At 34.4% G+C, this 25,789-nt stretch carries 29 protein-coding genes and 1 tRNA gene; 24 read left to right on the forward strand and 6 right to left on the reverse strand.

Going from position 1 to position 25,789, the window contains the following annotated elements:
- The 3 genes from ACRHOC_RS10140 (at position 1) to ACRHOC_RS10150 (ending at position 2,930) form a co-directional block, all read left to right on the forward strand.
- On the forward strand, positions 1-1,332 hold the full coding sequence (locus tag ACRHOC_RS10140) for a DUF58 domain-containing protein (protein WP_431158523.1): 1,332 nt from the start codon (positions 1-3) through the stop codon (positions 1,330-1,332).
- Positions 1,333-1,446: 114 nt separating this feature from the next.
- Positions 1,447-1,863, forward strand: coding sequence for a DUF2141 domain-containing protein (locus ACRHOC_RS10145; RefSeq protein ID WP_431158524.1), 417 nt, complete (start codon positions 1,447-1,449; stop codon positions 1,861-1,863).
- A gap of 128 nt (positions 1,864-1,991) precedes the next feature.
- Positions 1,992-2,930, forward strand: coding sequence for a LysR family transcriptional regulator (locus ACRHOC_RS10150; RefSeq protein ID WP_431158525.1), 939 nt, complete (start codon positions 1,992-1,994; stop codon positions 2,928-2,930).
- A gap of 27 nt (positions 2,931-2,957) precedes the next feature.
- Here the strand turns inward: ACRHOC_RS10150 and ACRHOC_RS10155 are convergent, their stop codons facing one another.
- From ACRHOC_RS10155 to ACRHOC_RS10165, 3 genes are all read right to left on the reverse strand, one after another.
- Complete coding sequence (locus ACRHOC_RS10155) at positions 2,958-3,155, reverse strand: hypothetical protein (RefSeq protein ID WP_431158526.1); 198 nt, start codon at positions 3,153-3,155, stop codon at positions 2,958-2,960.
- 213 nt (positions 3,156-3,368) lie between these two features.
- Complete coding sequence (locus ACRHOC_RS10160) at positions 3,369-4,196, reverse strand: TIGR00266 family protein (RefSeq protein WP_431158527.1); 828 nt, start codon at positions 4,194-4,196, stop codon at positions 3,369-3,371.
- A gap of 60 nt (positions 4,197-4,256) precedes the next feature.
- Positions 4,257-4,721 (reverse strand): DUF4442 domain-containing protein, encoded by a 465-nt coding sequence (locus ACRHOC_RS10165; protein WP_431158528.1) that lies wholly within the window; start codon positions 4,719-4,721, stop codon positions 4,257-4,259.
- A gap of 145 nt (positions 4,722-4,866) precedes the next feature.
- Between ACRHOC_RS10165 and ACRHOC_RS10170 the strand changes: the two genes are divergently transcribed.
- The 6 genes from ACRHOC_RS10170 (at position 4,867) to ACRHOC_RS10195 (ending at position 9,887) form a co-directional block, all read left to right on the forward strand.
- Positions 4,867-5,313 carry a DUF4870 domain-containing protein gene (locus ACRHOC_RS10170; RefSeq protein ID WP_431158529.1) on the forward strand — a complete coding sequence of 149 codons (447 nt, stop codon included), beginning with the start codon at positions 4,867-4,869 and terminating at the stop codon, positions 5,311-5,313.
- A gap of 79 nt (positions 5,314-5,392) precedes the next feature.
- Positions 5,393-5,734, forward strand: coding sequence for a PadR family transcriptional regulator (locus tag ACRHOC_RS10175; RefSeq protein ID WP_431158530.1), 342 nt, complete (start codon positions 5,393-5,395; stop codon positions 5,732-5,734).
- Complete coding sequence (locus ACRHOC_RS10180) at positions 5,731-7,512, forward strand: PspC domain-containing protein (protein WP_431158531.1); 1,782 nt, start codon at positions 5,731-5,733, stop codon at positions 7,510-7,512. The genes ACRHOC_RS10175 and ACRHOC_RS10180 overlap by 4 nt, the downstream gene beginning before the upstream one ends.
- 81 nt (positions 7,513-7,593) lie before the next feature.
- Positions 7,594-8,106, forward strand: a complete 513-nt coding sequence (locus ACRHOC_RS10185; protein WP_431158532.1) for a nuclear transport factor 2 family protein — start codon at positions 7,594-7,596, stop codon at positions 8,104-8,106.
- A gap of 35 nt (positions 8,107-8,141) precedes the next feature.
- On the forward strand, positions 8,142-8,870 hold the full coding sequence (locus ACRHOC_RS10190) for a head GIN domain-containing protein (protein WP_431158533.1): 729 nt from the start codon (positions 8,142-8,144) through the stop codon (positions 8,868-8,870).
- Between the two features lie 180 nt (positions 8,871-9,050).
- Complete coding sequence (locus tag ACRHOC_RS10195) at positions 9,051-9,887, forward strand: GIN domain-containing protein (RefSeq protein WP_431158534.1); 837 nt, start codon at positions 9,051-9,053, stop codon at positions 9,885-9,887.
- 60 nt (positions 9,888-9,947) lie between these two features.
- Here the strand turns inward: ACRHOC_RS10195 and trxB are convergent, their stop codons facing one another.
- On the reverse strand, positions 9,948-10,931 hold the full coding sequence (trxB, locus tag ACRHOC_RS10200) for a thioredoxin-disulfide reductase (protein WP_431158535.1): 984 nt from the start codon (positions 10,929-10,931) through the stop codon (positions 9,948-9,950).
- A 159-nt stretch (positions 10,932-11,090) separates the two neighbouring features.
- On the opposite strand from trxB, the gene ACRHOC_RS10205 reads away from it, so the two are divergent.
- Entirely contained in the window at positions 11,091-11,570 is a 480-nt protein-coding gene (locus tag ACRHOC_RS10205) for a hypothetical protein (protein WP_431158536.1), read from the forward strand.
- Between the two features lie 125 nt (positions 11,571-11,695).
- Here the strand turns inward: ACRHOC_RS10205 and ACRHOC_RS10210 are convergent.
- Positions 11,696-11,773 (reverse strand) — tRNA-Pro (locus ACRHOC_RS10210).
- 86 nt (positions 11,774-11,859) lie between these two features.
- Between ACRHOC_RS10210 and ACRHOC_RS10215 the strand changes: the two genes are divergently transcribed.
- The 14 genes from ACRHOC_RS10215 (at position 11,860) to ACRHOC_RS10280 (ending at position 24,770) form a co-directional block, all read left to right on the forward strand.
- Positions 11,860-12,960, forward strand: a complete 1,101-nt coding sequence (locus tag ACRHOC_RS10215) for a PQQ-dependent sugar dehydrogenase (RefSeq protein ID WP_431158537.1) — start codon at positions 11,860-11,862, stop codon at positions 12,958-12,960.
- Positions 12,961-13,054: 94 nt separating this feature from the next.
- Complete coding sequence (udk, locus tag ACRHOC_RS10220; protein WP_431158538.1) at positions 13,055-13,660, forward strand: uridine kinase; 606 nt, start codon at positions 13,055-13,057, stop codon at positions 13,658-13,660.
- Entirely contained in the window at positions 13,660-13,986 is a 327-nt protein-coding gene (locus tag ACRHOC_RS10225) for an FtsB family cell division protein (protein ID WP_431158539.1), read from the forward strand. Before udk ends, ACRHOC_RS10225 begins: the two co-directional genes overlap by 1 nt.
- Positions 13,979-15,346, forward strand: coding sequence for a methylmalonyl-CoA mutase subunit beta (locus tag ACRHOC_RS10230; protein WP_431158540.1), 1,368 nt, complete (start codon positions 13,979-13,981; stop codon positions 15,344-15,346). Before ACRHOC_RS10225 ends, ACRHOC_RS10230 begins: the two co-directional genes overlap by 8 nt.
- 3 nt (positions 15,347-15,349) lie before the next feature.
- Entirely contained in the window at positions 15,350-15,994 is a 645-nt protein-coding gene (locus tag ACRHOC_RS10235) for a hypothetical protein (RefSeq protein ID WP_431158541.1), read from the forward strand.
- On the forward strand, positions 15,988-18,111 hold the full coding sequence (gene scpA / locus ACRHOC_RS10240; RefSeq protein WP_431158866.1) for a methylmalonyl-CoA mutase: 2,124 nt from the start codon (positions 15,988-15,990) through the stop codon (positions 18,109-18,111). Before ACRHOC_RS10235 ends, scpA begins: the two co-directional genes overlap by 7 nt.
- Before the next feature lie 15 nt (positions 18,112-18,126).
- Positions 18,127-19,008 carry an SDR family oxidoreductase gene (locus ACRHOC_RS10245; protein WP_431158542.1) on the forward strand — a complete coding sequence of 294 codons (882 nt, stop codon included), beginning with the start codon at positions 18,127-18,129 and terminating at the stop codon, positions 19,006-19,008.
- A 183-nt stretch (positions 19,009-19,191) separates the two neighbouring features.
- Entirely contained in the window at positions 19,192-19,959 is a 768-nt protein-coding gene (locus tag ACRHOC_RS10250) for a ParA family protein (protein WP_431158543.1), read from the forward strand.
- Positions 19,959-20,861, forward strand: a complete 903-nt coding sequence (locus ACRHOC_RS10255) for a ParB/RepB/Spo0J family partition protein (RefSeq protein ID WP_431158544.1) — start codon at positions 19,959-19,961, stop codon at positions 20,859-20,861. Before ACRHOC_RS10250 ends, ACRHOC_RS10255 begins: the two co-directional genes overlap by 1 nt.
- Before the next feature lie 43 nt (positions 20,862-20,904).
- Positions 20,905-21,462 carry a DUF5683 domain-containing protein gene (locus ACRHOC_RS10260; protein ID WP_431158545.1) on the forward strand — a complete coding sequence of 186 codons (558 nt, stop codon included), beginning with the start codon at positions 20,905-20,907 and terminating at the stop codon, positions 21,460-21,462.
- Positions 21,463-21,465: 3 nt separating this feature from the next.
- Positions 21,466-22,167, forward strand: a complete 702-nt coding sequence (gene dapB / locus ACRHOC_RS10265) for a 4-hydroxy-tetrahydrodipicolinate reductase (protein ID WP_431158546.1) — start codon at positions 21,466-21,468, stop codon at positions 22,165-22,167.
- 60 nt (positions 22,168-22,227) lie between these two features.
- A complete protein-coding gene (lepB, locus tag ACRHOC_RS10270; RefSeq protein WP_431158547.1) occupies positions 22,228-23,838 on the forward strand; it encodes a signal peptidase I in 1,611 nt (536 codons plus the stop codon).
- Between the two features lie 9 nt (positions 23,839-23,847).
- Entirely contained in the window at positions 23,848-24,468 is a 621-nt protein-coding gene (locus ACRHOC_RS10275) for a WbqC family protein (protein WP_431158548.1), read from the forward strand.
- Entirely contained in the window at positions 24,465-24,770 is a 306-nt protein-coding gene (locus tag ACRHOC_RS10280) for a DUF6122 family protein (protein ID WP_431158549.1), read from the forward strand. Before ACRHOC_RS10275 ends, ACRHOC_RS10280 begins: the two co-directional genes overlap by 4 nt.
- Here ACRHOC_RS10280 and ACRHOC_RS10285 read toward each other — a convergent pair.
- On the reverse strand, positions 24,762-25,784 hold the full coding sequence (locus tag ACRHOC_RS10285; protein WP_431158550.1) for an endonuclease/exonuclease/phosphatase family protein: 1,023 nt from the start codon (positions 25,782-25,784) through the stop codon (positions 24,762-24,764). The genes ACRHOC_RS10280 and ACRHOC_RS10285 overlap by 9 nt on opposite strands.
- Between the last annotated feature and the right edge of the window lie 5 nt (positions 25,785-25,789).

Consider the following 25,789-nt stretch of genomic DNA (forward strand, 5'->3'; position numbering starts at 1 on the left):
ATGAAATTCCTTAAGTCATTATACATACATAATCAGTTCTATGTTTATATCGCAATTTTGTCGGTATGCTTTTTAATGTCTTTTTGGTTTCCTTTTTTATATAGCATCGCTTGGATTATTACGACGATATTAGTCGTAGTATTTTTTATTGATTTATTACTCTTATATGGCCCAAAAAATGGCATAGACGCTAGAAGGCTATTACCAGATAAATTCTCAAATAGCGATAACAATCCGGTTCCTATAACCATTTCAAATAAGTATGGCATAAAAGTATTTATTGATGTTATAGATGAGCTTCCGGTACAATTTCAAAAAAGAGATTTCTTAATTAAAACAACTTTAATACCTAACGAAACTTATAATTTTGAATATCAAGTAAGGCCTGTTGATCGTGGTGAATATTATTTTGGTCATCTTAATATTTTTGTTTCCTCATTGCTTAAAATTATTAAGCGTCGTTACAGATTTCAAAATGAGCAAATGGTAATGGTCTACCCTTCCATAATTCAAATGCAGAAATATGATTTTCTGGCTATTAGCAATGCCTTGACTCAAATTGGGTTAAAAAAAATAAGACGGATTGGTCATACTTCGGAGTTTGAACAGATTAAAGAATATGTACTTGGAGACGATTTTAGAACGGTAAACTGGAAGGCCACTGCAAAGCATGGTGAACTGATGGTTAACCAATACCAGGACGAAAAATCCCAACCTATTTATTCTATTATAGATACTGGTCGTGTTATGAAGATGCCGTTTGATGGTCTTAAACTACTCGACTATGCCATAAATTCGACCTTGGCATTCAGTAATGTTGCCCTTAAAAAACATGACAAAGTTGGCATGTTGACTTTTTCTAAAAAGATTGAAACTTTTTTACCTGCCATACATAAAATTACCTACCTCAATCGGATTCTTGAAGCGCTATATAATATCAACACTAATTTCAGTGATAGTGATTTTGGACACTTATATGCTCAGTTAAAACGAAAGGTAACACATCGAAGCTTAATTTTGCTATATACAAATTTTGAGCATTTAAGCGCACTTAAACGTCAGATGCCATATCTACAGGCCATCTCAAAAAAGCATATGCTCGTTGTAGTTTTATTTGAGAACACAGAATTAGATAATATTATAAAATTAAATGCTGAAGATTTACAATCCATTTATCACAAAACAATTGCAGAAAAATTTGCATATGAGAAACGATTAATGGTTAAAGAATTACAGAAACACGGTATTCAATCCATTCTTACACCACCAGAAAAGCTAACTATTAATACCATAAACAAGTATTTAGAAATTAAGGCTAGAGGACTACTGTAGACATCTTCTACAGTTCATCCTCAAATTTTTACATTTCGGTCATCCTTATTATTTAGTGTCTTTAGATTGTTGGACTTTTGAATCATCAATCATTAACCATTTAATTATTAAGTCATGAAAAAATTAGTATTAGTATTCACATTTGCACTTTCAACAGTATTTAGCTTCGCCCAAAACGAGGGCATTACTATTACGGTAACCGTAGATAATTTAACAAGTGATAAAGGTGTAGTTGCTTTTGCCCTGCATACGGAAGACACCTTTATGAAAGGCGCTGGTATTATGAATGCAGAAAGTAAAATCGAAGCAGGTAAGGTCATCATTACATTTAAAAATGTTCAACCTGGAGAGTATGCCCTTCTTGGATTGCACGATGCCAACGAAAATGGAAGAATGGATTATAGAGAAAATGGAATGCCTTTAGAAAGTTTCGGTACATCCAATAACGTAATGGCTTTTGGTCCTCCACAATACGACGATGCTAAATTTAAGGTAGAAAATGAAGACCTAGATTTAAACATTAGGTTTTAAATCGACAACATAATCAATCAAAATCAATCACATCAAAAGACTGTACGACCTACAGTCTTTTATCTTTTAAATCTATTTGCATAGATAACGTCAATAGTTTTTGTATTTTTATAGTCTAAATTTATACTATGACAATTACGCAATTAAAATATGCACTGAGTATTGCAGAACATAAAAATTTTACAAAGGCCGCTGAAAAGTGTTTTGTTACGCAACCCACCCTTAGTACGCAGATCCAAAAATTAGAAGATGAACTAGATGTTATCATTTTCGACAGAGGTAAAAAGCCGATTGAACTAACAGAAGTTGGTCGTAAAATTGTTTATCAGGCACGAAACATAGTAAACGAAGCAGAAAGAATCCAAGATATCGTAGATCAGCAAAAGGGATTTATTGGTGGTGAATTTAGATTGGGTATAATACCTACAATAATGCCAACTCTATTACCTATGTTTTTGCAGAATTTTATTAAAAAATATCCGAAGGTAAAGCTTAAAATCGAAGAGCTTACCACCGAAGAAATACTGTCGCGTATAAGTGATGGCCATCTAGACGCTGCAATTGCAGCGACACCTTTAGAAAGTGACAACATCAAAGAACGTGTTCTTTATTATGAACCTTTTGTAGCCTATGTACCCGCTAATCATAGATTAAGAGATAAGAAAACTATTGAGGTGGCCGATTTAGATATTGATGATATGTTACTTCTAGAGGATGGACATTGCTTTAGAGAAGGTGTTATTAATCTTTGCAAGTCATTTAAAGACCATATCGATGATAGCTTTCAATTAGAGAGTGGTAGTATTGAAACTTTAATCAAACTATCAAATGAAGGATTAGGAATGACTTTACTTCCTTATCTGCATACCTTAGATGTAAAAGAAAAATTAAGTCCAAATTTGAGACACTTTACTGAGCCCTCTCCAGCACGCGAGGTAAGTATCATTTATCATAAGAGCGAATTAAAAATGCAGATTATTGATGCTTTGCACAATGAAATTTCTGGAATAATTAGAGGCGCTATAGCCTTTCAAAATGTAGATATTATTAGCCCTTTGGCTAAATAGAAAAAGCGACTCGTGAGTCGCTTTTTTTTATGCTTTTAAATAAATTAAACATTGATCTAATTCTGGATTTTGATTGATTAAGGATTGTATAAAAACCTTTAGATCTTCTAGTTCGTGAGGCAATAATCGTCTTACTGCTTTTTGAACCTCCTTACAGAATAATGTCGCATCAAAACTTACTTTATTAAGTACAGTCTTGGTGTACTCATACATTGCTCTCGCCATATGCATTTAGGGGTTTTAAGATTTAACAATAACGTAGATTTTTTCTATAGGCTATGTGATCAAATTACTATCTAAAGTTAGAAAAAAATCTAAGCAGTTATTATTGTTTAACAGCTTTTTATGTTAAATGTTGTGTTTATACGATGACGAACTTGTTAGAGAAACGAGATTTCTTACAACCTAACCTTTTGACTGTCATTACTTTAGTTTGGTCTAAAATCGGTTGTCTCCATCTAATAAATCACCCAAACCACCGAGGATACTTCCTTCGCCACGATCCTTTCCACCAGTTCTTGGTGCAGACGCAATAATTCTATTCGCCAATCTACTAAATGGTAATGATTGTATATAAACTTTTCCTGGTCCTCTCAATTTTGCAAAGAACAGTCCTTCTCCACCAAAAATTGAATTTTTAATCCCTCCAATAAATTCAATATCATAATCAACATCCTGAGTAAAACCAACAATACAACCAGTATCCACACGTAACACTTCACCTGGTTGTAAAGTCTTTTCGGCCATGGTGCCACCAGCGTGAACAAAAGCCATACCATCACCTTCTAACTTTTGCATAATAAATCCTTCTCCGCCAAAAAGGCCACGACCAAGTTTTTTAGAAAACTCAATTCCAACACTAACACCTTTTGCAGCGCATAAAAATGCATCCTTTTGACAGATAAATTTTCCTCCAAAGGCTGTTAAATCTATTGGAACAATCTTACCAGGATATGGTGATGCAAAAGATACATTACGCTTTCCTGTGAGATCATTATAAAAGGCCGTCATAAATAAACTTTCTCCTGTTAAAATACGCTTACCAGCACCTAATATCTTTCCGAGAAACCCTTTATCTTTTTGCGAACCATCTCCAAATATGGTATCCATTTTAATACCATCATCCATCATCATAAAACTACCGGATTCGGCAATAACAGCTTCTTGCGGATCTAATTCAATCTCCACATATTGCATTTCTTCTCCATAAATACGGTAATCGATTTCATGGGCATTTCTATCTGTAAAATCAGGTAATTGTTCCATAATATTTTAATTTTTTGGTTGACGCCTATATGTTGTTAAGAATCTTATTTTGTTACAAACTTATGCCTTCTTATTCTTTACTTTTAAAGTCCATTCAAAATTAAAGGAAGACACCTGTACACCATCTTTATTAATACCATTAGCATTTAACCAAACCGTCTGCCCCTCTCCTGTTTCAATAGCTTTAGAAATTGCTTCATCTATCTTTTCACCATCATCACATGTAAATGTTATTCTGCCTGTAGCTTTTTTGGTAAAGGTGGCATTATTATTTGCAACGAGCATAGAGATATTTTTGCCACTATCCTGAATCTTAAGCATAACCAAAGCACCTGTTGAAAGCTCAGCAGCCATACCTTGAACCGCCCAAAACATGGATTTAAATGGATTCTGGTTTATCCATCTATGCTTTACAGAGACGACACACGTATTTTCTGTAATTGATTTTGTTCTAACTCCTGTAAGATAGGCCGATGGTAGCTTAAACAGCAGGAATGTGTTGAGTTTTGAAGCTGTAATGCGCATGTTTAATTATAAGTTTTGCTCTAAAATAGGGCAAATATCCAAACTGCACTAATGTTAATATTTTGTTAATTTTAGGTACTATGCGTAACATAATACCTTTTTTAGGACATATATTTGCATAAGAAACTATTATATACATTTAAAAATGATAGATAATCACCATAAAAATCTCGCGACATTTATACACCTTTCGACATTCTCGAGATTTGTTATTCCTTTTGGAAATTTCATAGGGCCAATCATACTATGGGCTGCTAATAAAGAAAAGTCACAGTTTGTTGATCAGCATGGTAAGCAAGCCATTAATTTTCAAATTAGTGTATTACTATACGCTATTATTTTAGGAACGATAAGTGTACCCTTCTTTATTTTTAGGTTATTCGATGGAATGAGTGTTTTAGATTTCCGCGGCTTTAATAATTTCCACATTAATATTGGAGAACCTTCTCCACTACTTTATATAGGTGGCGGACTAGGTGTACTTGCAGTTTTAGCTTTTATTGTTGAATTAGCATTAATCGTTAAGGCGAGTCTTACGGCCAGAGACGGTGAGATTTATAAATATCCATTGACCATAAATTTTTTAAAATAAATCATCAATCAGATGCTTGGTTTAAGCACATAATCAATCAAAAAATGAACAGTTTAATCGAATTTAAGACGCTTTTAATATGAAGATAGAAAATACAAAAGCACAAATGCGTAAAGGTGTCCTAGAGTACTGCATTTTATCAATACTGAAGGACGAAGATGCCTATGTAGCAGAAATTTTAGGCACACTCAAAGACGCAAAAATGCTTGTAGTTGAAGGAACAATTTATCCTTTACTTACGCGCTTGAAAAATGCGGGATTACTCAACTACCGTTGGGAAGAATCCACATCTGGACCACCAAGAAAATATTATGGTCTTACAGAAACAGGCAAGTTGTTTCTAAATGAATTAAACACAACTTGGAGTGAATTACAAAATGCAGTTAACCTAGTAACAAGTACAAAAACAAAGAAAAAATGAATAAAACAGTCAATATAAATTTAGCAGGTATATTCTTCCATATCGATGAAGATGCTTACCTTAAATTATCACGCTATCTTGAGGCTATAAAACGTTCATTTACAGACTCTCAAGGGCGTTCTGAAATTATTTCGGATATCGAAGCACGTATTGCAGAATTATTCGCAGAACGCATACAAAACGAAAAACAAGTTGTAGGAATAAAACTTGTAGACGAGGTTATTGCTATAATGGGTCAACCAGAAGATTACCTTGTAGATGATGAAATCTTTGAAGACGAGCCTCAACCGAGATCAACTTATAATAATAGAGTAACTAAAAAGCTTTTTAGAGATACCGACAATTCTTATATAGGTGGTGTAGCTGCAGGATTAAGTCACTATTTTGGAATCGATGCAATATGGATGCGTTTATTATGGATCTTATTGACTATTGGTTCTGGAGGTACATTCATCTTTATCTATTTAATTTTTTGGGCCTTAGTACCCGAAGCTGTAACAACAGCAGAAAAGCTAACAATGACAGGTGATGCGGTTAACATCACCAACATTGAAAAAAAAATTAAAGACGGCATTGATACCGTTTCAAAGAAAGTTAGAAATGTAGATTTAAAAAAGCACGGTGAAAAACTCAAAGAAGGCATTGATACTGTTAGTGATAACATCTCACAATCGGTAAAAAATGTAGACTTTCAGAAACAAGGGAACAAATTAAAGTCGAGCTCTCAGAACTTTTTTGACACGCTCGGATCAATTATCATGTTCTTCTTAAAAGTTATTGCCAAATTTATAGGTGTTATACTCATAATTGTTGGGATAACTACACTTATTAGCCTTATAGTAGCATTCTTTACAGTAGGTGTAACAGATGCAGTACATTTTCCAGGAATGGACTTTATTGACGCAGCAAATGCCGCCAGCATACCATTGTGGCTAATGTCTATGCTTATATTCTTTGCTATTGGAATACCTTTCTTCTTTGTCTTCTATTTGGGCTTGAAGATTTTGGTAAACAACTTAAAGTCTATCGGAAATGTTGCGAAGTTCACTTTACTAGGCATTTGGCTTATATCCATTATTGGATTGGTTATTACCGGAGTAAAACAGGCTACAGAACATGCTTTTGATGCGAAATTTACCGTTAAGGAACAATTAGATTTAACAGCTAATGATACCTTACGTATTAATATGTTTAGCGATAGTGATTATAACAACTATTATTACAGACGCAATAACAATTATAGATTAATAGAAGATGACAATGGCAGATCTATTAGGTCTTCTGATATTCGTTTGGTCGTTAGATCTACAAAAGATTCATTAGCCTCCTTAATTATCGAAAAACAAGCAAGAGGTAGCAGTTATGAAATTGCCAGAAACCGAGCTGAGAATATCAAGTATAATTTCGCTTTAAATGACAACACTTTAGATCTTGGTGCCTATTTAACCACTGATATTGAAAATAAATTTAGTGATCAAGAAGTTACGGTGATTTTATATGTTCCTGAAGGTGCAGTTATATATGCCAATGATAACACTTACAGTTTCCATAGAAACTCTAGTTACTACAATGATATACTAGAAAACGGTATGGAGGAACAGTACTTAAGAATTATTGAAGATGATACAGAATGTCTCAATTGTTCTATTGAAGAAGAGGAAGAAGAAGATCTAACAGTGATTACCTCTGAAGCCGAAGTTATCGAAGAAGAAAAACCAGATGTGAGTATTCAGATTAATGAAAAAGATGGTGTAAATATCGAAGTTAATGACAATTGAGGTCTAAAAAATGACAATTCGGTCATAATTAATTAAAAATTAATCACATTCAAAATACATTTGAATAATCAATCAAAAAAAATGAGTCAATCAACCAAAATACCTTTGTTATGCAATATCGGATTACTTCTGTTTTCCGGTATTGCATTAGCACAAGTAGAAAAAAACTCAGAATTATTTCAGACCCTTAAACAAAAGGATAGTTTACTCTTTAAGATAGGTTTTAATCAATGCGATATGGACGTCAGTGCTTCGCTACTATTTGAGGATTTAGAATTCTATCATGATAAAAGCGGTGTAACCAATTCAAAATCTGAATTTGTTGAAGTCATGAAAAATGGACTATGTAGAGAAAATAACCCAAATAAAATCTACCGCTTCCTTGTAAAAGAAAGCCTTGAAGTATTTCCACTCTACAACAACAATAAGTTGTACGGAGCCTTACAAAATGGTATTCACTATTTTTCACCCGATAAGGACATGGATTACACCTCAAGTAATAACGACGCTCAATTCTCTCATCTATGGATTATAGATGCTGATGGGCAATGGAAGATTAAACGTGTTATAAGTTATAATCACAAATCAAAATAATTATAAAATCATCAATTCAATCAAAAACAAAAATCATGAATACACTAGTTAGAATTATTATTACGAGCATTGTAAGCATATTAATGCTTTCCTGTAACATGGATATTAACTTTGGTATGGGAATAGACGGAAACGGCAAAGTTGTTAGTGCCGATAGAAATATCCAAGACGACTTTAAGAATATAAAGGTTAGCCAAGGACTTGAGTTATTTATAACGCAAGGTAATTCTGTTGATCTCACAGTAGAAGCTGATGAGAATCTACATGAGTTAATTATGACAGAGGTTGAAAACAATACCTTAAGTATTTACACCACGGAAAATATTAGACGCGCTTCGTCTAGAAAAATTATTCTAAGTATTACAGATGTAGAAGCGATTAAAGCAACTAGCGGTAGTGATGTGTTTTCCACTAACCTAATAGAAGTAGACGATTTAGAAATAAATTGTACAAGCGGTGCAGAAATTACACTCGATGTAAAAACCGAATCACTTAACTGCCATTCTACTAGTGGTAGCGATATTAAGCTGAGTGGATCTACAGATTATTTAATCGCCGAAGCAACAAGTGGTAGCGATATAAGAGCTTCTAATTTAAGGGCTAAAACCTCTAAAGTAAAGGCTACAAGTGGTGCAGATATATCAGTAAACACTTCTAAAGAATTAACTGCTAGAGCTTCTAGTGGTGGTGATATTAGATATTCGGGTAACCCTCAAAAAGTCGAAAAATCAGATACCTCATCTGGTAGTGTAAGAAAACAATAAATAGCCTTAACCAAATTGCGTGGTTCATGGAAATTACGTAATAAATTCAAAACCAATCAGTTATAAGCCATTTCAAACGCATTTATGCAGTTTGGGATGGTTTTTGTATATATTTGTTAAACCTCTAATAAAGTGACTTAATAAAAAGAATGGGTCTTATTAGAAGATAATAATTGATATATGAAAAAACAATTACTCGTTTTAATATTTATGTTGGCTACGGTACCAACGGTATTATCGCAGTCAACTCAAAAAATCAAAGGCGACAGAAATGTCACCATTAAGCAGACTTTTATTGATGATTTTGAAACAATAGTTGTTGACGGTGATTTTGCAATCGAAGTTGTTTATAACAGTAAACCGTCAGTAGAAATAGAAGCCGATGATAATTTACACGATGTTATACAATTTAATGTAGTTGACAGTGTACTTTCATTTTCTCAAACGATGAGAATTACATCAAAAAAGAAATTAAATATTAAAGTTAATTATGGTGACGCCTTAAGCAACATACAAGTAAAAGGCGATGGCGAAATAAGATCCCTTACTTCTATGGAATTAGGAGATGTTACGCTTAGCACCTCTGATAACTCAAGAGCCTACCTTAATATAAATTCGAAAACGTTTGGGTACAAAAGTTCGGGGAAATCAAAAACACGCTTAAATCTTACAACAGATTCTAGTTATGTTGAATTAAGTGATACGAGTAAGCTTGATGCCTTAATAAAAAGTAGAGTAACAAATTTTGATTTATATCAACGATCAGACGCAGTGATTGAAGGTATATCGGATTCTTCATTAATTAGAGTGGATAATTCATCAAATTTAACAGGTTCAAAATTTGAAGTCAAACAAGTTGATGCAACATTAGAAGATAATAGTGATATCACCATCGCAGTTGAAGAGTCTATAGTTATAAGTGCTTCAGGAAATAGTGAGGTATATCTTTATGGTAATCCTTCGATAACTATAAATAAACTTGAAGGCACCTCGAAACTACAAAAAAAGAAAAGATAAGAATGTAAAAAAGCCGAAGATTAACTTCGGCTTTTTTTATGCACTTTTATTTGTATACGTTTAATTATAAGTAGATGTTGACACTTCAAAGTCAGCCTCCTTAGCGGCCAAATAACGTTCCGCATCTAAAGCTGCCATACAACCTGTACCAGCTGCAGTAATTGCTTGTCTGTAGACATGGTCTGCTGCATCTCCACTAACAAAAACACCATCAACATTTGTTTTACTCGTTCCAGGTACTGCATTAATAATGTAGCCGGTCTCATCCAAATCTAAATACTCCTTAAAAATATCAGTATTTGGTTTATGGCCTATCGCAACAAAAAATCCAGTAGCAGGTATATCAAATTCTTCACCAGATATATTATTCTTTGCTCTTACACTAGTAACAACTTGCCCATCACCAAGTACTTCTACTGTTTCAGTGTTTAACAGAATTTCAATATTCTCAGTATTGCGTACTCTTGCTTCCATTATTTTAGAAGCTCTAAACTGATCACGTCTTACAAGCATCGTTACTTTCTTACATAGTTTAGATAAATAATGTGCTTCTTCACAGGCAGAATCACCTGCTCCCACAATTACTACCTCTTGGTTTCGGTAGAAAAATCCGTCACATACTGCACATGCAGAAACACCACCACCAAGACTTAAATACTTCTGTTCAGAGGGAAGTCCTAAATATTTAGCTGATGCTCCAGTAGATATAATTACTGTTGAGGTATGAATTTCTTTTTCATCATTAACCCAAACTCTATGTACATCACTTGAAAAATCTACTTTTGTAATCCAACCGTGACGTACGTCTGTACCAAAACGCTCTGCTTGTTTCTGAAGTTGAATCATCATTTCAGGTCCTGTAATTCCATCAGGATACCCAGGGAAATTCTCCACATCGTTGGTTGTGGTTAATTGTCCACCAGGTTGTTCCCCTTGATATAAAACAGGTTCCATATTAGCCCTTGCAGCATAAATCGCCGCAGTATATCCTGCAGGTCCAGAACCAATAATTAAGCATTTAACTTTTTCAATAATCTCTGACATAAATTCGCTTTTATTATGTAGCAAAAGTAGGATTTTTGCTTAAATCCTTACATAGAAGTTATTAACACTAGCAATGCTAATATAAATTCAACAAATACCTTCCATTTCTCCTTATAATTTTGTAATTTTTAAGTGTTTAACTACTAAATCATCGAGATCATGAAAATCAAATTTATTATTAGTTGCCTCGTTCTTGTGTTTATATCTTCTTGTAAAGACACAGCCAATACTGAAAATGACAACGCAGAAGCTACTGAAATTACAACAGCGAAAATAAATGGTCTTAAAGGTGCTTGGGAACTAAAAGGATTCTATAATTATCAAGATAATGAGGTGGTAGATTCTTTTTCTAACAATACCTTATCACGTCAAATAAAAATGTATACCGATACTAAAGTGATGTGGTGTAAGCTACTAAAAACGGATTCTATTGAGTTTTTTGGATATGGATCTTACTCCTACGATGATGGTGTATTAACCGAAGTACTAGAATTTGGTTCTGCCTTTATGAATGATGTTATTGAGGATCAACAAGAATTTGTGTTTCAGTTTGAACTTCATCCTGACCGTTTCGAACAAATCGAAATAGACGAAGATGGTAACCGTATTTATTCAGAAAATTACGTGAGAATTGAATAAGTAAACTATTTATTATAAAGTAAATTTTGAATATCTAGGCCTAAGTTTTAGGCCTTTTTAGTATTCAGATAATTTAACCAAATAAGTACCGGAAACAAAAAAAGCTTAGTAAAAACTAAGCTTTGTGGTCGGGGTGGCAGGATTCGAACCTGCGACCTCCGCGTCCCAAACGCGGCGCGATAACCGGGCTACGCTACACCCCGAAAATAGGTTTGCAAATATATTATTTTTCTTTAGAAACCGACAACAAATTCATAACTTTAAAATCTAATGTCTATTTATTTTTTACATGAAAATAAAACCTTTAATCTTCACCTTCATTCTCATTACCACATTTTCTTGTGCACAAGATCGTAATCCAACCAATACTGAAAATGATTATCAAGTCGTTGTGCCAGATCTTACAATTCCTTGGGGATTTACATTTCTGCCCGACGGATCAATGCTAATTACGGAAAAATCAGGTGAGGTTATCCATTTTAAAGATGGTAAAAAACAATTAATTTCAGGTTTACCAGATATTTACTTGCGCGGACAAGGTGGGCTTTTAGATATTATTCTTCATCCCAATTACACTAAAACAGGTTGGATCTATTTTTCTTATGCCTCATCAGATGATGACGGTAAAGGAGGCAATACAACAATTGGACGTGCTAAATTGAAGAATAACACTTTTACCAATTGGGAAGTTCTTTATAAAGCAACACCAAATTCTACTCGAGGACAACATTTTGGTTCTAGATTAGTATTTGACGAAGAGGGTTATTTGTATTTTACTATTGGTGATCGTGGTGATAGAGATTTAAACCCTCAAGATATTAGTAAGGATTGCGGTAAGGTATACCGTATTAATGATGATGGTTCTATACCAAATGATAATCCATTTTACAATCGCCAAGGCGCTAAAAAGGCCATTTACTCCTACGGACATAGGAACCCGCAAGGTATGACTTTACACCCTGAAACTAAGGAAATATGGACTCATGAACATGGACCAAAAGGAGGTGACGAAATAAATATTATTAAAAAAGGAAAGAATTATGGTTGGCCAGTAATCAGTTATGGCGTTAACTACAGTGGTACAAAGTTCACAGATTTGACAGCCAAGGAGGGTATGGAACAACCACTACACTATTGGGATCCCTCCATTGCACCAAGTGGAATGGCATTTATAAGTAGTGATAAATACGGTGACTGGAAAGGAAACCTATTGGTCGGATCGCTAAAATTTCAATATTTAGATATGTGTACTATTAGAAATGGCAAGGTCGTAAAAGAAGAACGTTTACTTGATGGTCATGGAAGAGTGCGCAGTGTAGAACAAGAACCCGATGGTTTTATTTATGTTGGTATTGAAAATCTTGGCATTGTTAAATTACTGAGGCAATGAGCACTATAAAAAATTACCTCTGCGAATGACAAATGTCATTAAAAGCAATTGTTAATTAGCTAACTTTGTACTCTCTTATAAATAGAAAAATCTTATGCTTATAATCGGAATTGCTGGTGGTACTGGATGCGGTAAAACTACTGTTGTAGACACACTTCTCAAAGAACTGCCAGCAGGTGAAGTCGGTGTTATTTCCCAAGATTCATATTACAAGGATACGTCACATCTTAGTTATGATGAACGCGTAAAAATTAACTTTGACCATCCACGCTCTATAGATTTCGACTTATTAGTAGATCACCTTAAACAACTCAAAGCAGGCAAACCCATTGAACAACCTGTCTACTCCTTTGTTAAGCACAATCGCACAGGTGATACAATAAAAACCTTACCCAGAAAGGTTATTATAGTTGAAGGGATTTTAATTCTCACCAACCCAGAAATACGGGATTTATTTGATATTAAAATATTTGTTCATGCTGATTCTGACGAGCGTTTAATTAGACGATTAAAGCGAGATATATCAGAAAGAGGTCGAGATATAGATGAAGTTTTAACACGGTATCAGACCACTTTAAAGCCAATGCACGAGCAATTTATAGAACCTATGAAGGAATATGCCGATATCATTATTCCAAATAACAAATACAACACGGTAGCTGTAGATATCGTTAAAACTATAATTAACGAAAAATTATAATGGCCAAACCAAAATCAAAATATCTTAAACCGTTTAAAAATATATACGTCATTGTATTATTGGGCTTTGCCATTTGGATGCTTTTTTTTGATGCTCATTCATGGTTGTTTCATCACGAATTAAATACCGATATCGAGGAACTCGAATATCAAAAGCAACACTATAAAAACGAAATGGCCAAAGATAATAAGGCCATAAAGGAACTCAGCACTGATGAAGGTGTAGAACGTATGGCAAGAGAGACCTACAATATGAAAAAGCCCAACGAGGAAATTTATATAATCGAATACGAAGACAGCATACCAAAATCAAATAAGAATGAGTAAAAACTTATTTAATGATTTTGAGGGTACTTCCTCAAAAGCCTGGAAACAAAAAATACAAGTAGATTTAAAAGGCGCTGATTACAACGACACACTAATTTGGCAAACAAATGATGGTATTGATGTAAAACCATTTTATCATTCAGATCAATTTGACGCATTACCAGATGTATCAAATAGTAATGCCACGAATTGGAAAATATGCCAATTTATTGAAGTAAACGAAGTTTCTGAAGCCAATGATAATGCAAAAGACGCTATAGAGCGTGGCGCTGAGAGTATTCTTTTTAGTTTAACTTCAGACTCGGTATCTGTTAATAGCTTAGTTGACGGAATAGATTTAGAGAAAATACATGTAATTCTTAAATGTGATTTTTTATCTGAGGCCTTTGTTAATAATATCGACCCTGTCCTCATTGAAAATATCACCATTTTAAATGATATAATTGGTAATCTAGGAAAAACAGGAAATTGGTTTAGGTCACTCAAAGACGATCATTTAGAATTTGAAAAGATTGTAAAATCCAAAAATCAATTTAATGTAGATTTAAGCCTTTACCAAAATGCAGGTGCAAACATAATACAGCAGGTAGCCTACACATTAGCACACGTTAATGAGTACCTTAATCACTTTAGTGATAAGTTATCAGAAAATGACAAAGCATCGATTAAAATTGCCTTTACAACTAGTATTGGATCTAACTACTTTTTTGAAATTGCCAAGCTGAGGGCTCTAAGAAGTCTTTGGTCGGTCTTGGCAGATACATTTGGATATAACCAAAGTTGCCGAATTATTGCTATTCCAAGTGAGCGCAACAAAACAATTTATGATTACAACGTAAATATGTTACGAACAACAACCGAATGTATGAGTGCTGTGATAGGTGGTGCAAATATAATCTGTAATTTACCATACGATCACCTCTATCACGATGCTAACGAATTTGGAAACCGCATTTCAAGAAATCAGCTTTTAATACTAAAAAAAGAAAGCTATTTAGATAAAGTGAATAATCCTGCTGATGGATCATATTACATTGAGTCACTTACCGATCAAATAAGTAATAAAGCCTTAAAAGTATTTAAGGATATTGAAAAAAATGGTGGCTTTTTGGCGCAACTAAAATCTGGAACTATTCAAAGAAAAATTAAAGAAAGTGCGGCAAAAGAACAGCAACAATTCGAAGAAGGGAAACTTGTTTTATTGGGTACAAATAAATACCCAAACCCTAACGATAAAATGAAAAATGACTTAGAAAAACATCCATTTATCAAAAAAGAAGTGCGCAAAACTTTAATTGAACCAATTATTAAGAAAAGATTATCTGAACAATTGGAAATGAATCGTTTAAAAGAAGAATAAAACATGGTATTGAGAAAATCTATAGTTCTTTTTTTATGTTTTATTGCTATATCTTTCACCTCTTGCTTAGAGGTCGCTAAAGGCATATCTCATTGGACTCAGATAGAGGACATAGAAGCAGTAGAAGGCAAAACACATTATCTCGGAGATGATGGTATCAAACTGTTCTTACCTACCTCCTTTAAACGTTATTCGTCTATAAAATATTTAGCACTTTTAGATTCATTAGCAACGGACCATAAGGAACTAGAGATTGAACGCACAAGATTAAAACACATGCGTGAAATGGATGGAAATCATTATATCTATTTTGATGATACCGTTAATGCAACGTATACCCTAAATACAATTCCTTATACTCCAATTTCTCGGCAGGATGCAAAATTTGTACTTGGTATAATAAGACAAAATCAAGAACAATTATCTGAGTTAACTGATTTGGATTATACCAAAATAACTGCCAAGCATAATGATAATGGCAAGACCCAAATATTTAAGGCTATTTTCAAAATAGAGAATCAAAAATTACAACAACAAGCATTTCAACATGCTTATTTTATATCGTCAAACAATAAAACCGTGCTCATAAATTTAATGGCGCCTTTCGAGGTTTACTTCGATCCTTTTATTGAAAAAATGATATTATGAGAAAAGACATTCAACATATCACATTAGAGAAAAAGCCGAATACTACAGTCAAAAAAAATGAGGATTCATTTCATACTGCGGAAGGCATAGAGGTTAAACAAACCTATTCTAAAGAAGATCTCCAAAATTTTGATCATTTAGATTTTGTTGCTGGTATAGCTCCAAATTTAAGAGGCCCCTACTCTACTATGTATGTGAGGAGGCCTTGGACCATTAGACAATATGCAGGGTTTTCAACGGCCGAAGAGAGTAATGCGTTTTATAGACGTAATTTAGCTGCGGGTCAAAAAGGTCTTTCAGTAGCTTTTGATTTGGCCACACATAGAGGTTATGATTCCGATCACGAAAGGGTTGTTGGTGATGTTGGTAAGGCAGGAGTTGCCATTGATTCTGTCGAAGATATGAAAGTATTGTTCGATCAGATTCCTTTAGATAAGATGTCGGTCTCTATGACAATGAATGGTGCAGTCTTGCCTATTATGGCCTTTTATATTGTAGCAGCCGAAGAACAGGGTGTTAAACCAGAGCAATTGGCTGGTACTATTCAAAACGATATTCTAAAGGAGTTTATGGTACGTAACACCTACATCTATCCTCCAACGCCATCCATGAAAATCATTTCGGACATATTCGAATATACGAGTCAGAATATGCCTCGCTTTAATAGTATTAGTATTTCCGGCTACCATATGCAAGAAGCTGGTGCTACTTGTGATATTGAACTTGCTTATACCTTAGCAGATGGATTAGAATACATTAGAAAAGGGCTTGAAGCTGGTATGGACATAGATACTTTTGCTCCAAGACTCTCCTTCTTCTGGGCCATTGGCATGAACCATTTTATGGAAATTGCTAAAATGCGTGCTGCCAGAATGCTTTGGGCTAAACTTGTGAAGCAATTCAATCCTAAAAATCCAAAATCTCTTGCATTAAGAACACACAGTCAAACCTCTGGTTGGAGTTTAACCGAACAAGACCCATTTAATAATGTTGCCAGAACATGTATCGAGGCAGCTGCTGCTGCTTTTGGTGGTACACAAAGTTTACACACAAATGCTTTAGATGAAGCTATTGCATTACCTACTGATTTCTCGGCTAGAATTGCACGTAATACACAAATCTATCTTCAAGAAGAAACACATATAACTAAAACTGTTGACCCTTGGGCTGGTAGTTATTACGTTGAAAGTCTTACTCATGAGATTGCAAATAAAGCTTGGGATCTTATACAGGAAGTTGAAGAACTTGGTGGAATGACTAAAGCTATTGAAGCTGGAATTCCAAAACTAAGAATTGAAGAAGCTGCTGCAAGAAAACAAGCACGTATTGATTCTGGGCAGGATACAATCGTAGGCGTTAATGCTTATCAATTAGAGCAAGAAGATCCTTTACATATTTTAGAGGTAGATAATCAAACGGTTAGGAATCAACAAATTGAACGCCTAACATCCCTTAAGTCACAACGAAATAACACTGAGGTTACAGAGGCGCTGGCTAAATTGACAATGGCTGCAAAAACAGGTGAGGAAAATTTACTAGCTTTGGCTGTAGACGCTGCACGAAAAAGAGCCACCCTTGGTGAAATTAGTGATGCTCTAGAAGCTGAGTTTGGACGTTATAAAGCACAGATTAAATCATTTTCAGGAGTGTATAGTAAAGAAATTAAAGACGATAAAAGCTTTAAAAAAGCAAGATCTTTAGCAGATAAATTTGCTGAGCAAGATGGTCGCAGACCTCGAATAATGATCGCGAAAATGGGACAAGATGGACATGATAGAGGTGCAAAGGTGGTTGCTACTGGCTATGCTGATGTTGGTTTTGATGTCGATATTGGTCCTCTCTTCCAAACACCGAAAGAAGCCGCAAAACAAGCCGTAGAAAATGATGTACATATTTTGGGTGTATCATCTTTAGCTGCCGGACATAAAACCTTAGTCCCTCAGGTAATAGAAGAATTAAAATCTTATGGACGTGATGATATTATGGTAATCGTTGGTGGTGTAATCCCAAAACAAGACTATCAGTTTTTATTTGATGCTGGTGCAGTTGCTGTTTTCGGACCTGGAACAAAAATTAGTGAGGCTGCTATTCAGATTTTAGAAATCCTTATTGACTAAATACAAATATCCCTTATGAACTTTAATGATAAGATGCTACGTGATGATGCCTTAAAAGGTAAAACCATTGTGGTTACAGGTGGTGGAAGTGGACTTGGCAAAGCAATGACTAGATATTTTCTTCAACTTGGAGCACAAGTAGCCATAACATCAAGAAATTTAGAAAAACTACAAGGTACAGCTCAAGAGCTTGAAGCTGAAACTGGTGGTAAATGTCTCGCCGTACAATGCGACGTTAGAGAATTTCATGAAGTGGAAACCATGAGACAAAAAGTAGTCGAACACTTTGGTAAAGTAGATATACTGCTAAACAATGCTGCTGGAAATTTCATATCACCTACAGAGCGACTATCACCACGTGCTTTTGATGTGATTATTGACATTGTTCTTAAAGGCACTAAAAACTGTATACTTTCTTTCGGAAAGCATTGGATAGATACTAAGCAAACTAACACAAATGTTCTAAATATAGTCACCACTTACTCTTGGACAGGCTCAGGTTATGTTGTACCAAGCGCTGCAGCAAAGGCAGGTGTTTTAGCTATGACGCGAAGCTTAGCTGTTGAATGGGCCAAATTCGGAATGCGTTTTAACGCTATAGCACCAGGTCCTTTTCCAACTAAAGGCGCATGGGATCGATTAATGCCTGGCAATCTTCAAGATAAATTTGATATGGCTAAGAAAGTCCCTTTAAATAGAGTTGGTGAACATCAAGAACTTGCCAATTTAGCAGCATATTTGGTATCCGATTTCTCTGCTTACATAAATGGTGAAGTGATTACTATTGATGGTGGTGAATGGTTAAAGGGTGCGGGAGAATTTAATATGCTCTCAGAAATTCCAGAAGCACTTTGGGACGAACTCGAAAAAATGATTCGAGCTAAGAAGAACAAATAGAAGATTTTTGAAGTCTAAAGCTTAGCTCATTTACAACACCAATCTTCTGAATATAAGTTAGGTATAGCTATAATCTAAGTGTAAGGTTTTTGGCGAAAATATGTTTACTTAGTGTTAACAACTTCGATTTTCAAAACCCATAATTAATTGTATTTTTAAACCTTACTAAAACCAAATCATTTAATGGGTAAAATCATTGCAATCGCTAATCAAAAAGGTGGTGTTGGCAAGACCACAACATCAGTAAATTTAGCAGCTTCTCTAGGTGTTTTAGAGAAGAAAGTCCTACTTATAGATGCAGACCCACAAGCAAATGCGAGTTCTGGTTTAGGCGTTGATGTTGATGCTGTTGAAATCGGTTCTTATCAAGTGCTTGAGCATACACACACTGCTGACAAAGCCATAGTCGCTTCTAATGCACCTAATGTAGATATTATACCAGCACATATTGACTTAGTAGCTATTGAGATTGAATTAGTTGATAAAGACGAAAGGGAATATATGCTCAAAAAGGCTATCGCTCCTTTAAAAAGTGAATACGACTATATTTTAATTGATTGTGCACCATCATTAGGTCTTCTAACTTTAAATGCCCTAACAGCATCAGACGCTGTTATAATTCCTATCCAATGCGAGTATTTTGCACTTGAAGGTCTAGGGAAACTGTTAAACACTATTAAAAGTGTACAAAAGATACACAATGAGGCGTTAGACATTGAAGGTATGCTTCTTACCATGTTTGATTCTCGACTCCGATTATCAAATCAAGTAGTTGAAGAGGTTCAAAAACACTTTAGCGATATGGTGTTTGAAACTATAATACAAAGAAATGTAAGACTTGGAGAAGCTCCAAGTTATGGCGAAAGCATAATTAATTATGACGTTGGTAGTAAAGGTGCTTCAAATTATTTAAGTTTAGCAAAGGAGCTGATTAAAAAAAATGAATTGTAATGGCGAAGGCGACAAAAAAACAGGCGCTTGGTAGAGGCTTATCAGCACTGCTTAAAGACCCAGATAATGATATAAATTCTGCTGAGGATAAAAACGCAGACAAAGTTGTTGGTAATATTGTAGAATTAGAGATCAACAGTATTGAGGTTAATCCATTTCAACCAAGAACAAATTTTAATGAAGAATCATTACGAGAGCTAGCGTCATCGATTAGAGAATTAGGTGTCATTCAGCCAATAACGGTTAGGAAACTGGCTTTTAATAAATACCAGCTTGTTTCTGGAGAACGTCGATTTAGAGCGTCTAAACTTATTGGACTAGAGGCTATCCCAGCATATATAAGAATCGCTAACGATCAAGAATCGTTAGAAATGGCATTGGTTGAAAATATTCAGCGTCAAGATTTAGACCCAATTGAGATAGCACTTTCTTATCAAAGGTTAATTGATGAAATAAATCTTACGCAAGAACAAATGAGTGAGCGTGTTGGTAAAAAACGTTCAACTATAGCCAATTACTTAAGACTATTAAAATTAGATCCGATTATACAGACAGGTATGCGCGATGGATTTATTTCTATGGGTCATGGACGTGCCATGGTGAATATAGAAAGTCAAATAGACCAATTGGAAATTTATGAGAAAGTCATTTCAAATAAACTTTCGGTAAGGGCTACTGAGCAATTAGTGAAGAACCTTAATAATCCTAATACTACCTCAAACTCAGACACATCAGTGGAGATCCCAAAATATGTAAAGAAAGGTATAAAAGATTTTTCAGAATATTTTGGTCATAAAATCGATGTAAAACTAGCTAAAAATGGAAGTGGAAAAATTACCATACCATTTCATTCTGAAGAAGATTTTAATAGAATTAAAAAATTAGTACAACGTGCTAAATAGGCAACTATATACACTCCTCCTTTGCTTTTTGACGGCCAGTTTTATGTTTTCACAAGAAGACGTAAAACAAGACAGTACAAGCCTTGGATTGGATAGAGAATTGGTTCAAATCGATAATGCCATCGTAGAACGAAAGCCTATCGATCCTTTGAGACCGTCAAAGGCTGCATTCTACTCAGCTATATTACCAGGTTTAGGTCAAGCATACAATAAGAAATATTGGAAAATCCCAATAGTTTGGGGTGCAATTGGTACTGGTGTGTATTTCTATATTAGAAATGACAATCAATTTGATCGATTTAGAGATGCGTATAAAAGACGTCTTGCTGGTTTTACAGATGACGAATTCTATGGTGACGGTCCAACTCCTCAAATTTCTGATGATGGACTTATAAGAGCTCAACAACAATTTAGAAGGAATAAAGAAGTATCGCTCTTAGTAACAATTGGATTATACGCCTTAAATATTATCGATGCCAATGTCGATGCTCACCTACTACAGTTTAATGTGGATGAAAATTTAACATTAAGTCCCCATTATCAATACAATGAATTAGAAAATAGTTCTGACCTAGGACTGACCCTAAATTTTAAATTCTAAACAATGAATATTGCATTACTCGGCTATGGCAGAATGGGAAAAAGTATTGAAGAGATTGCTATAGGTCGTAATCATCAGATTTGTCTTAAAATTTCAGAGCCTGAAGACGCATTCGATTTTACAGGTTGTGATGTGGCTATTGATTTTAGTGTGCCATCAGCTGCAGAAACAAATATTAAAAAAGCATTAGATGCTGGTATTCCAATTATTTCTGGTACTACTGGATGGTTGGATAACTATGACACAATAGTTGAATACTGCAGGATTAAAAACGGAACATTTCTTTATGCTTCAAATTTTAGTTTAGGAGTAAATATATTTTTTGAAATCAACAAAAAGCTAAGTGAATTAATGGGTCCTTTAGGAGATTATAGCGTTATGATGGAAGAAATTCACCATACACAAAAGCTAGATGCTCCTAGTGGTACCGCAATTTCACTTGCGGAGCAAATCATAGAGAACACCAAATATAAGGGTTGGGTACTCGATGAAAGTGAAGCAAATCAATTAAATATTGTTGCTAAAAGAATCGAAGGTATTCCTGGAACTCATGAGGTTGTATACACGTCTGAAATTGATACAATCAATATAAAACACACAGCACACAACAGAAAAGGATTTGCTTTAGGCGCAGTTGTTGCTGCTGAGTGGATTAAGGATAAAAAGGGCATTTTTACAATGAAAGATGTGTTAAACATTGGTTAATTACATCTCTTGATGATACAATTTAAAATATTTTTCAACCTATAGATTAAAATCAAAATTATGAATTGGACAGAATGGTTCATCTTTATTATAGTAATCCAGATTATTCATGGTCTAGGGACTTGGAAACTATATACTAAAGCTGGGAGACAGGCATGGGAAGCCTTTGTGCCTGTGTACAATGCTGTAATCCTTATGAAAATCATCTCCAGACCTTGGTGGTGGATTATCCTAATGTTTCTCCCAATTGTGAATCTAATTATGATACCTGCTGTATGGGTAGAAACAGCTCGTAGCTTCGGTAAAGACTCAAAAAAAGATGCCTTACTTTGTCTAATCACATTAGGCTTTTACTTGTATTATCTCAATTACATTGAGGATGTAAATTATATTGAAAACCGCAGATTAAAGCCAAAGACCTCAACAGGCGAATGGATTACATCTATTCTATTTGCAATAGTTGCAGCAACCATAGTACACACCTACTTCTTTCAACCGTTTGTTATTCCTTCATCATCATTAGAAAAGTCGCTTTTAGTGGGAGATTTTCTTATTGTAAGTAAGATTCATTATGGTGCTAGAGGACCGATGACTACGGTTGCAACACCAATGGTGCACGATACAATCCCAATTCTAAAGAAAAAATCATATCTCTACAGTGATAATTATGAGAAGCGCAATACGAGCCTCTTAAATAAGTTACAGCTACCGTATTTTAGATTACCTGGATTTGAAAGTATTGAGCGTAATGATATTGTAGTTTTTAATCAACCAGCAGATACGCTTTTAGATATGAATAAATTCCAGCCAGATCGGAATTACTACAAACCAATTGATAAAAAGACAAATCTTGTAAAACGCTGTGTTGGTGTTGCTGGTGATACATTAGAAATAAGAGATGGTTATGTCTTTATCAATGGAAAGCAGAATGTTTTACCACCTCGAACCCATTTACAATTCTCTTACGACATAAGATTCAAAAGGAACTTACAACCATCACGTATTTATGATATCCTTAAAAAACACGATATCACTGATGGTCTGGGCTATGGAACTCAAGAAGGTTTTTACCGTATCCCAGCAGCAACTGATAAGGCGATTGCACGTTTAAAAGCCCATCCAGAAGTGGATAAAATTATTCCTATCAAAAAAGAGAAAAATTTACGTGAAGAGATTTTTCCAAGAGACATTAACTATAATTGGAACATAGATAATTTTGGTCCTTTATTTATTCCAAAGGCTGGATCAACAGTTAATTTAAATATTAATAATATTTCACTCTACAAACGTGCTATTTCGGAATATGAAGGTCATAGTGTTGTCACCAGAGGAAACCAGATTTTTATAGATGACGCACCTGCGACCTCCTACACGTTTAAACAAGACTATTATTGGATGATGGGTGATAACAGGCATAATTCTATAGATAGTAGATTTTGGGGCTTTGTACCTTACGATCATGTGTTTGGAAAGCCCGTTTTCATTTGGATGAGTATTGATGGCCTTATGGATGGCTTGAAAAATTGGAGTTTTAGATGGGATCGTATATTTACTACAGCTAGTGGTGATGGTAAGAGAGTATCTTATTTCATTCCATTTATGGTTGTTGTAATAGGCCTAACCCTATTTAATAAATGGCGTAAAAAAAAGAAGGCTAAACTGAACGCTTAATTAATTGTCATGGACTGTTTAGTGCATCCAACATACTTCCCGAATTTAGAACACTTTTCGGTAATTATTAATGCATCTAAATTGGTTTTCGAAACCCATGATAATTACCAGAAACAAACCTTTCGCAATCGTACTGAAATTTATGGTGCCAATGGTAAACTGGCACTTACAGTTCCTGTAATATATACTCAAAAGAATAGACAGCTTTATAAAGATGTGAAAATTGCAAATGATGGCAAGTGGCAATCACAACATCTTAAGTCATTAGAGTCAGCCTATAGAATGTCTCCTTTTTATGAGTTTTACATCGACGACCTAATGCCCTTATTTGAGAATAAATTTGATTCTATTTTAGAGCTTAATCTAAAGTGTTTTGAAATTATGACGAATTGCTTACAGATTGATATAGATGTTAACTATACTAATGCCTACGAAAAACTACCAACTAATCTTTCTGATTATCGTCATATGGTAAACCGAAATTCAAACACCCATGAATTTATACCCTACACACAGGTATTTACAGAGAAACACGGATTTTTATCAAACCTGAGTATTTTAGATCTTCTATTTAATGAAGGGCCAAACTCAGAGCTCTACCTTAAAAATCATTCGTCACTAGTATCATGAAAACAGGTATTCATTATGGTATACACGTATTTTTACCTTTAGCCATCGCGCTTCTGTTTTATAGAAAACAATGGTTTAAAGCTTATGTAATTATGTTGCTTGGATTTTTAATTGATATCGACCATCTATTGGCGACTCCATTATTTCAGGCTGATAGATGCAGTATTAATTTTCACCCGCTTCACTCCTATTATGCAATAGGCATATATGTCCTTTTGTTGATTCCAAATAAAACACGTGTAATTGCGCTAGGTTTACTTGCTCACATTGTTGCAGATAGTGCAGATTGCATGCTAATATAACAGCTTTAAAGTCGCTTTAATTGGATAATGATCTGAGAGCTTTACATTGTAGTTTTCAAAGCCATTAACTTCAAAAGTATCATCTACCAAAATAAAATCAATCCTAAAGGGAAAGAACTTAAAATCGAAGGTTCTCCCAAAACCGTTACCAGCTTCCTCAAATGTATCCACAAAGTCACCCTTAATTTCTTTGTAGATATAAGAGTGCGTCGTGTTATTAAAGTCGCCTGTTATAATAGTTTTATAATCAGTTTTAGATCGATGCTTTATTAATAGTTCCGCTTGTTCTTGCTGTTTTTTGAATACACTTTTTATTCTAGAAAATAAACCACTTGATGGTTCGTTCTTCAGCGCCTCTACATCTGGATTAATACCCGAAGATTGTAGATGCACATTATAGACTCTTAAAGTATCCTTGCCCTTAACCACATCCATAAACAAACTATTATTGTAAGAATCGGGGAAATCTAATGATCCTCCATTAACAATGGGAAACTTAGAAAACATAGCCATTCCTGGCCTTATGTTTTTCATATATCTAGCATTGAACTCATGGTAGCCTTTGAGTTTTATAGGTAAACCCCTCGTGTATTCTTGTAAACAAATAATATCTGGACTTTCTGATTCTAAAAAATCAATAATGTCTTCACGCACAGTTTTATTAGGAATCCAATTATATTGATTAAAAAGCCTAACATTAAATGACATTACAGTAAAGTTATTTTCATCCTCATTAGTATATGAAGATGAAAATTTATAAAGTGCCTTTACATGATTCCATCCGAGAATTAAGACCACTAATGACAAAAGCAATTGTTTCTTAATTCTTAAAACCCAGAATACAAAAAATAAAATATTTAGAATTATAAGAATCGGAACACCTAGACTTAAGGCAGATACAGTAGCAAAACTTTTTGGAGGTACATAAGGCAAAAGAAAAGAGATAAGCAATAAAAAAGCTACTATCGAATTAATAGCAAAAATGATCTTATCCCAAAATTTTAGTCCTTTCACAGAGT

The organism is Winogradskyella poriferorum (assembly GCF_050618035.1).
GTDB lineage: Bacteria > Bacteroidota > Bacteroidia > Flavobacteriales > Flavobacteriaceae > Winogradskyella > Winogradskyella poriferorum_A.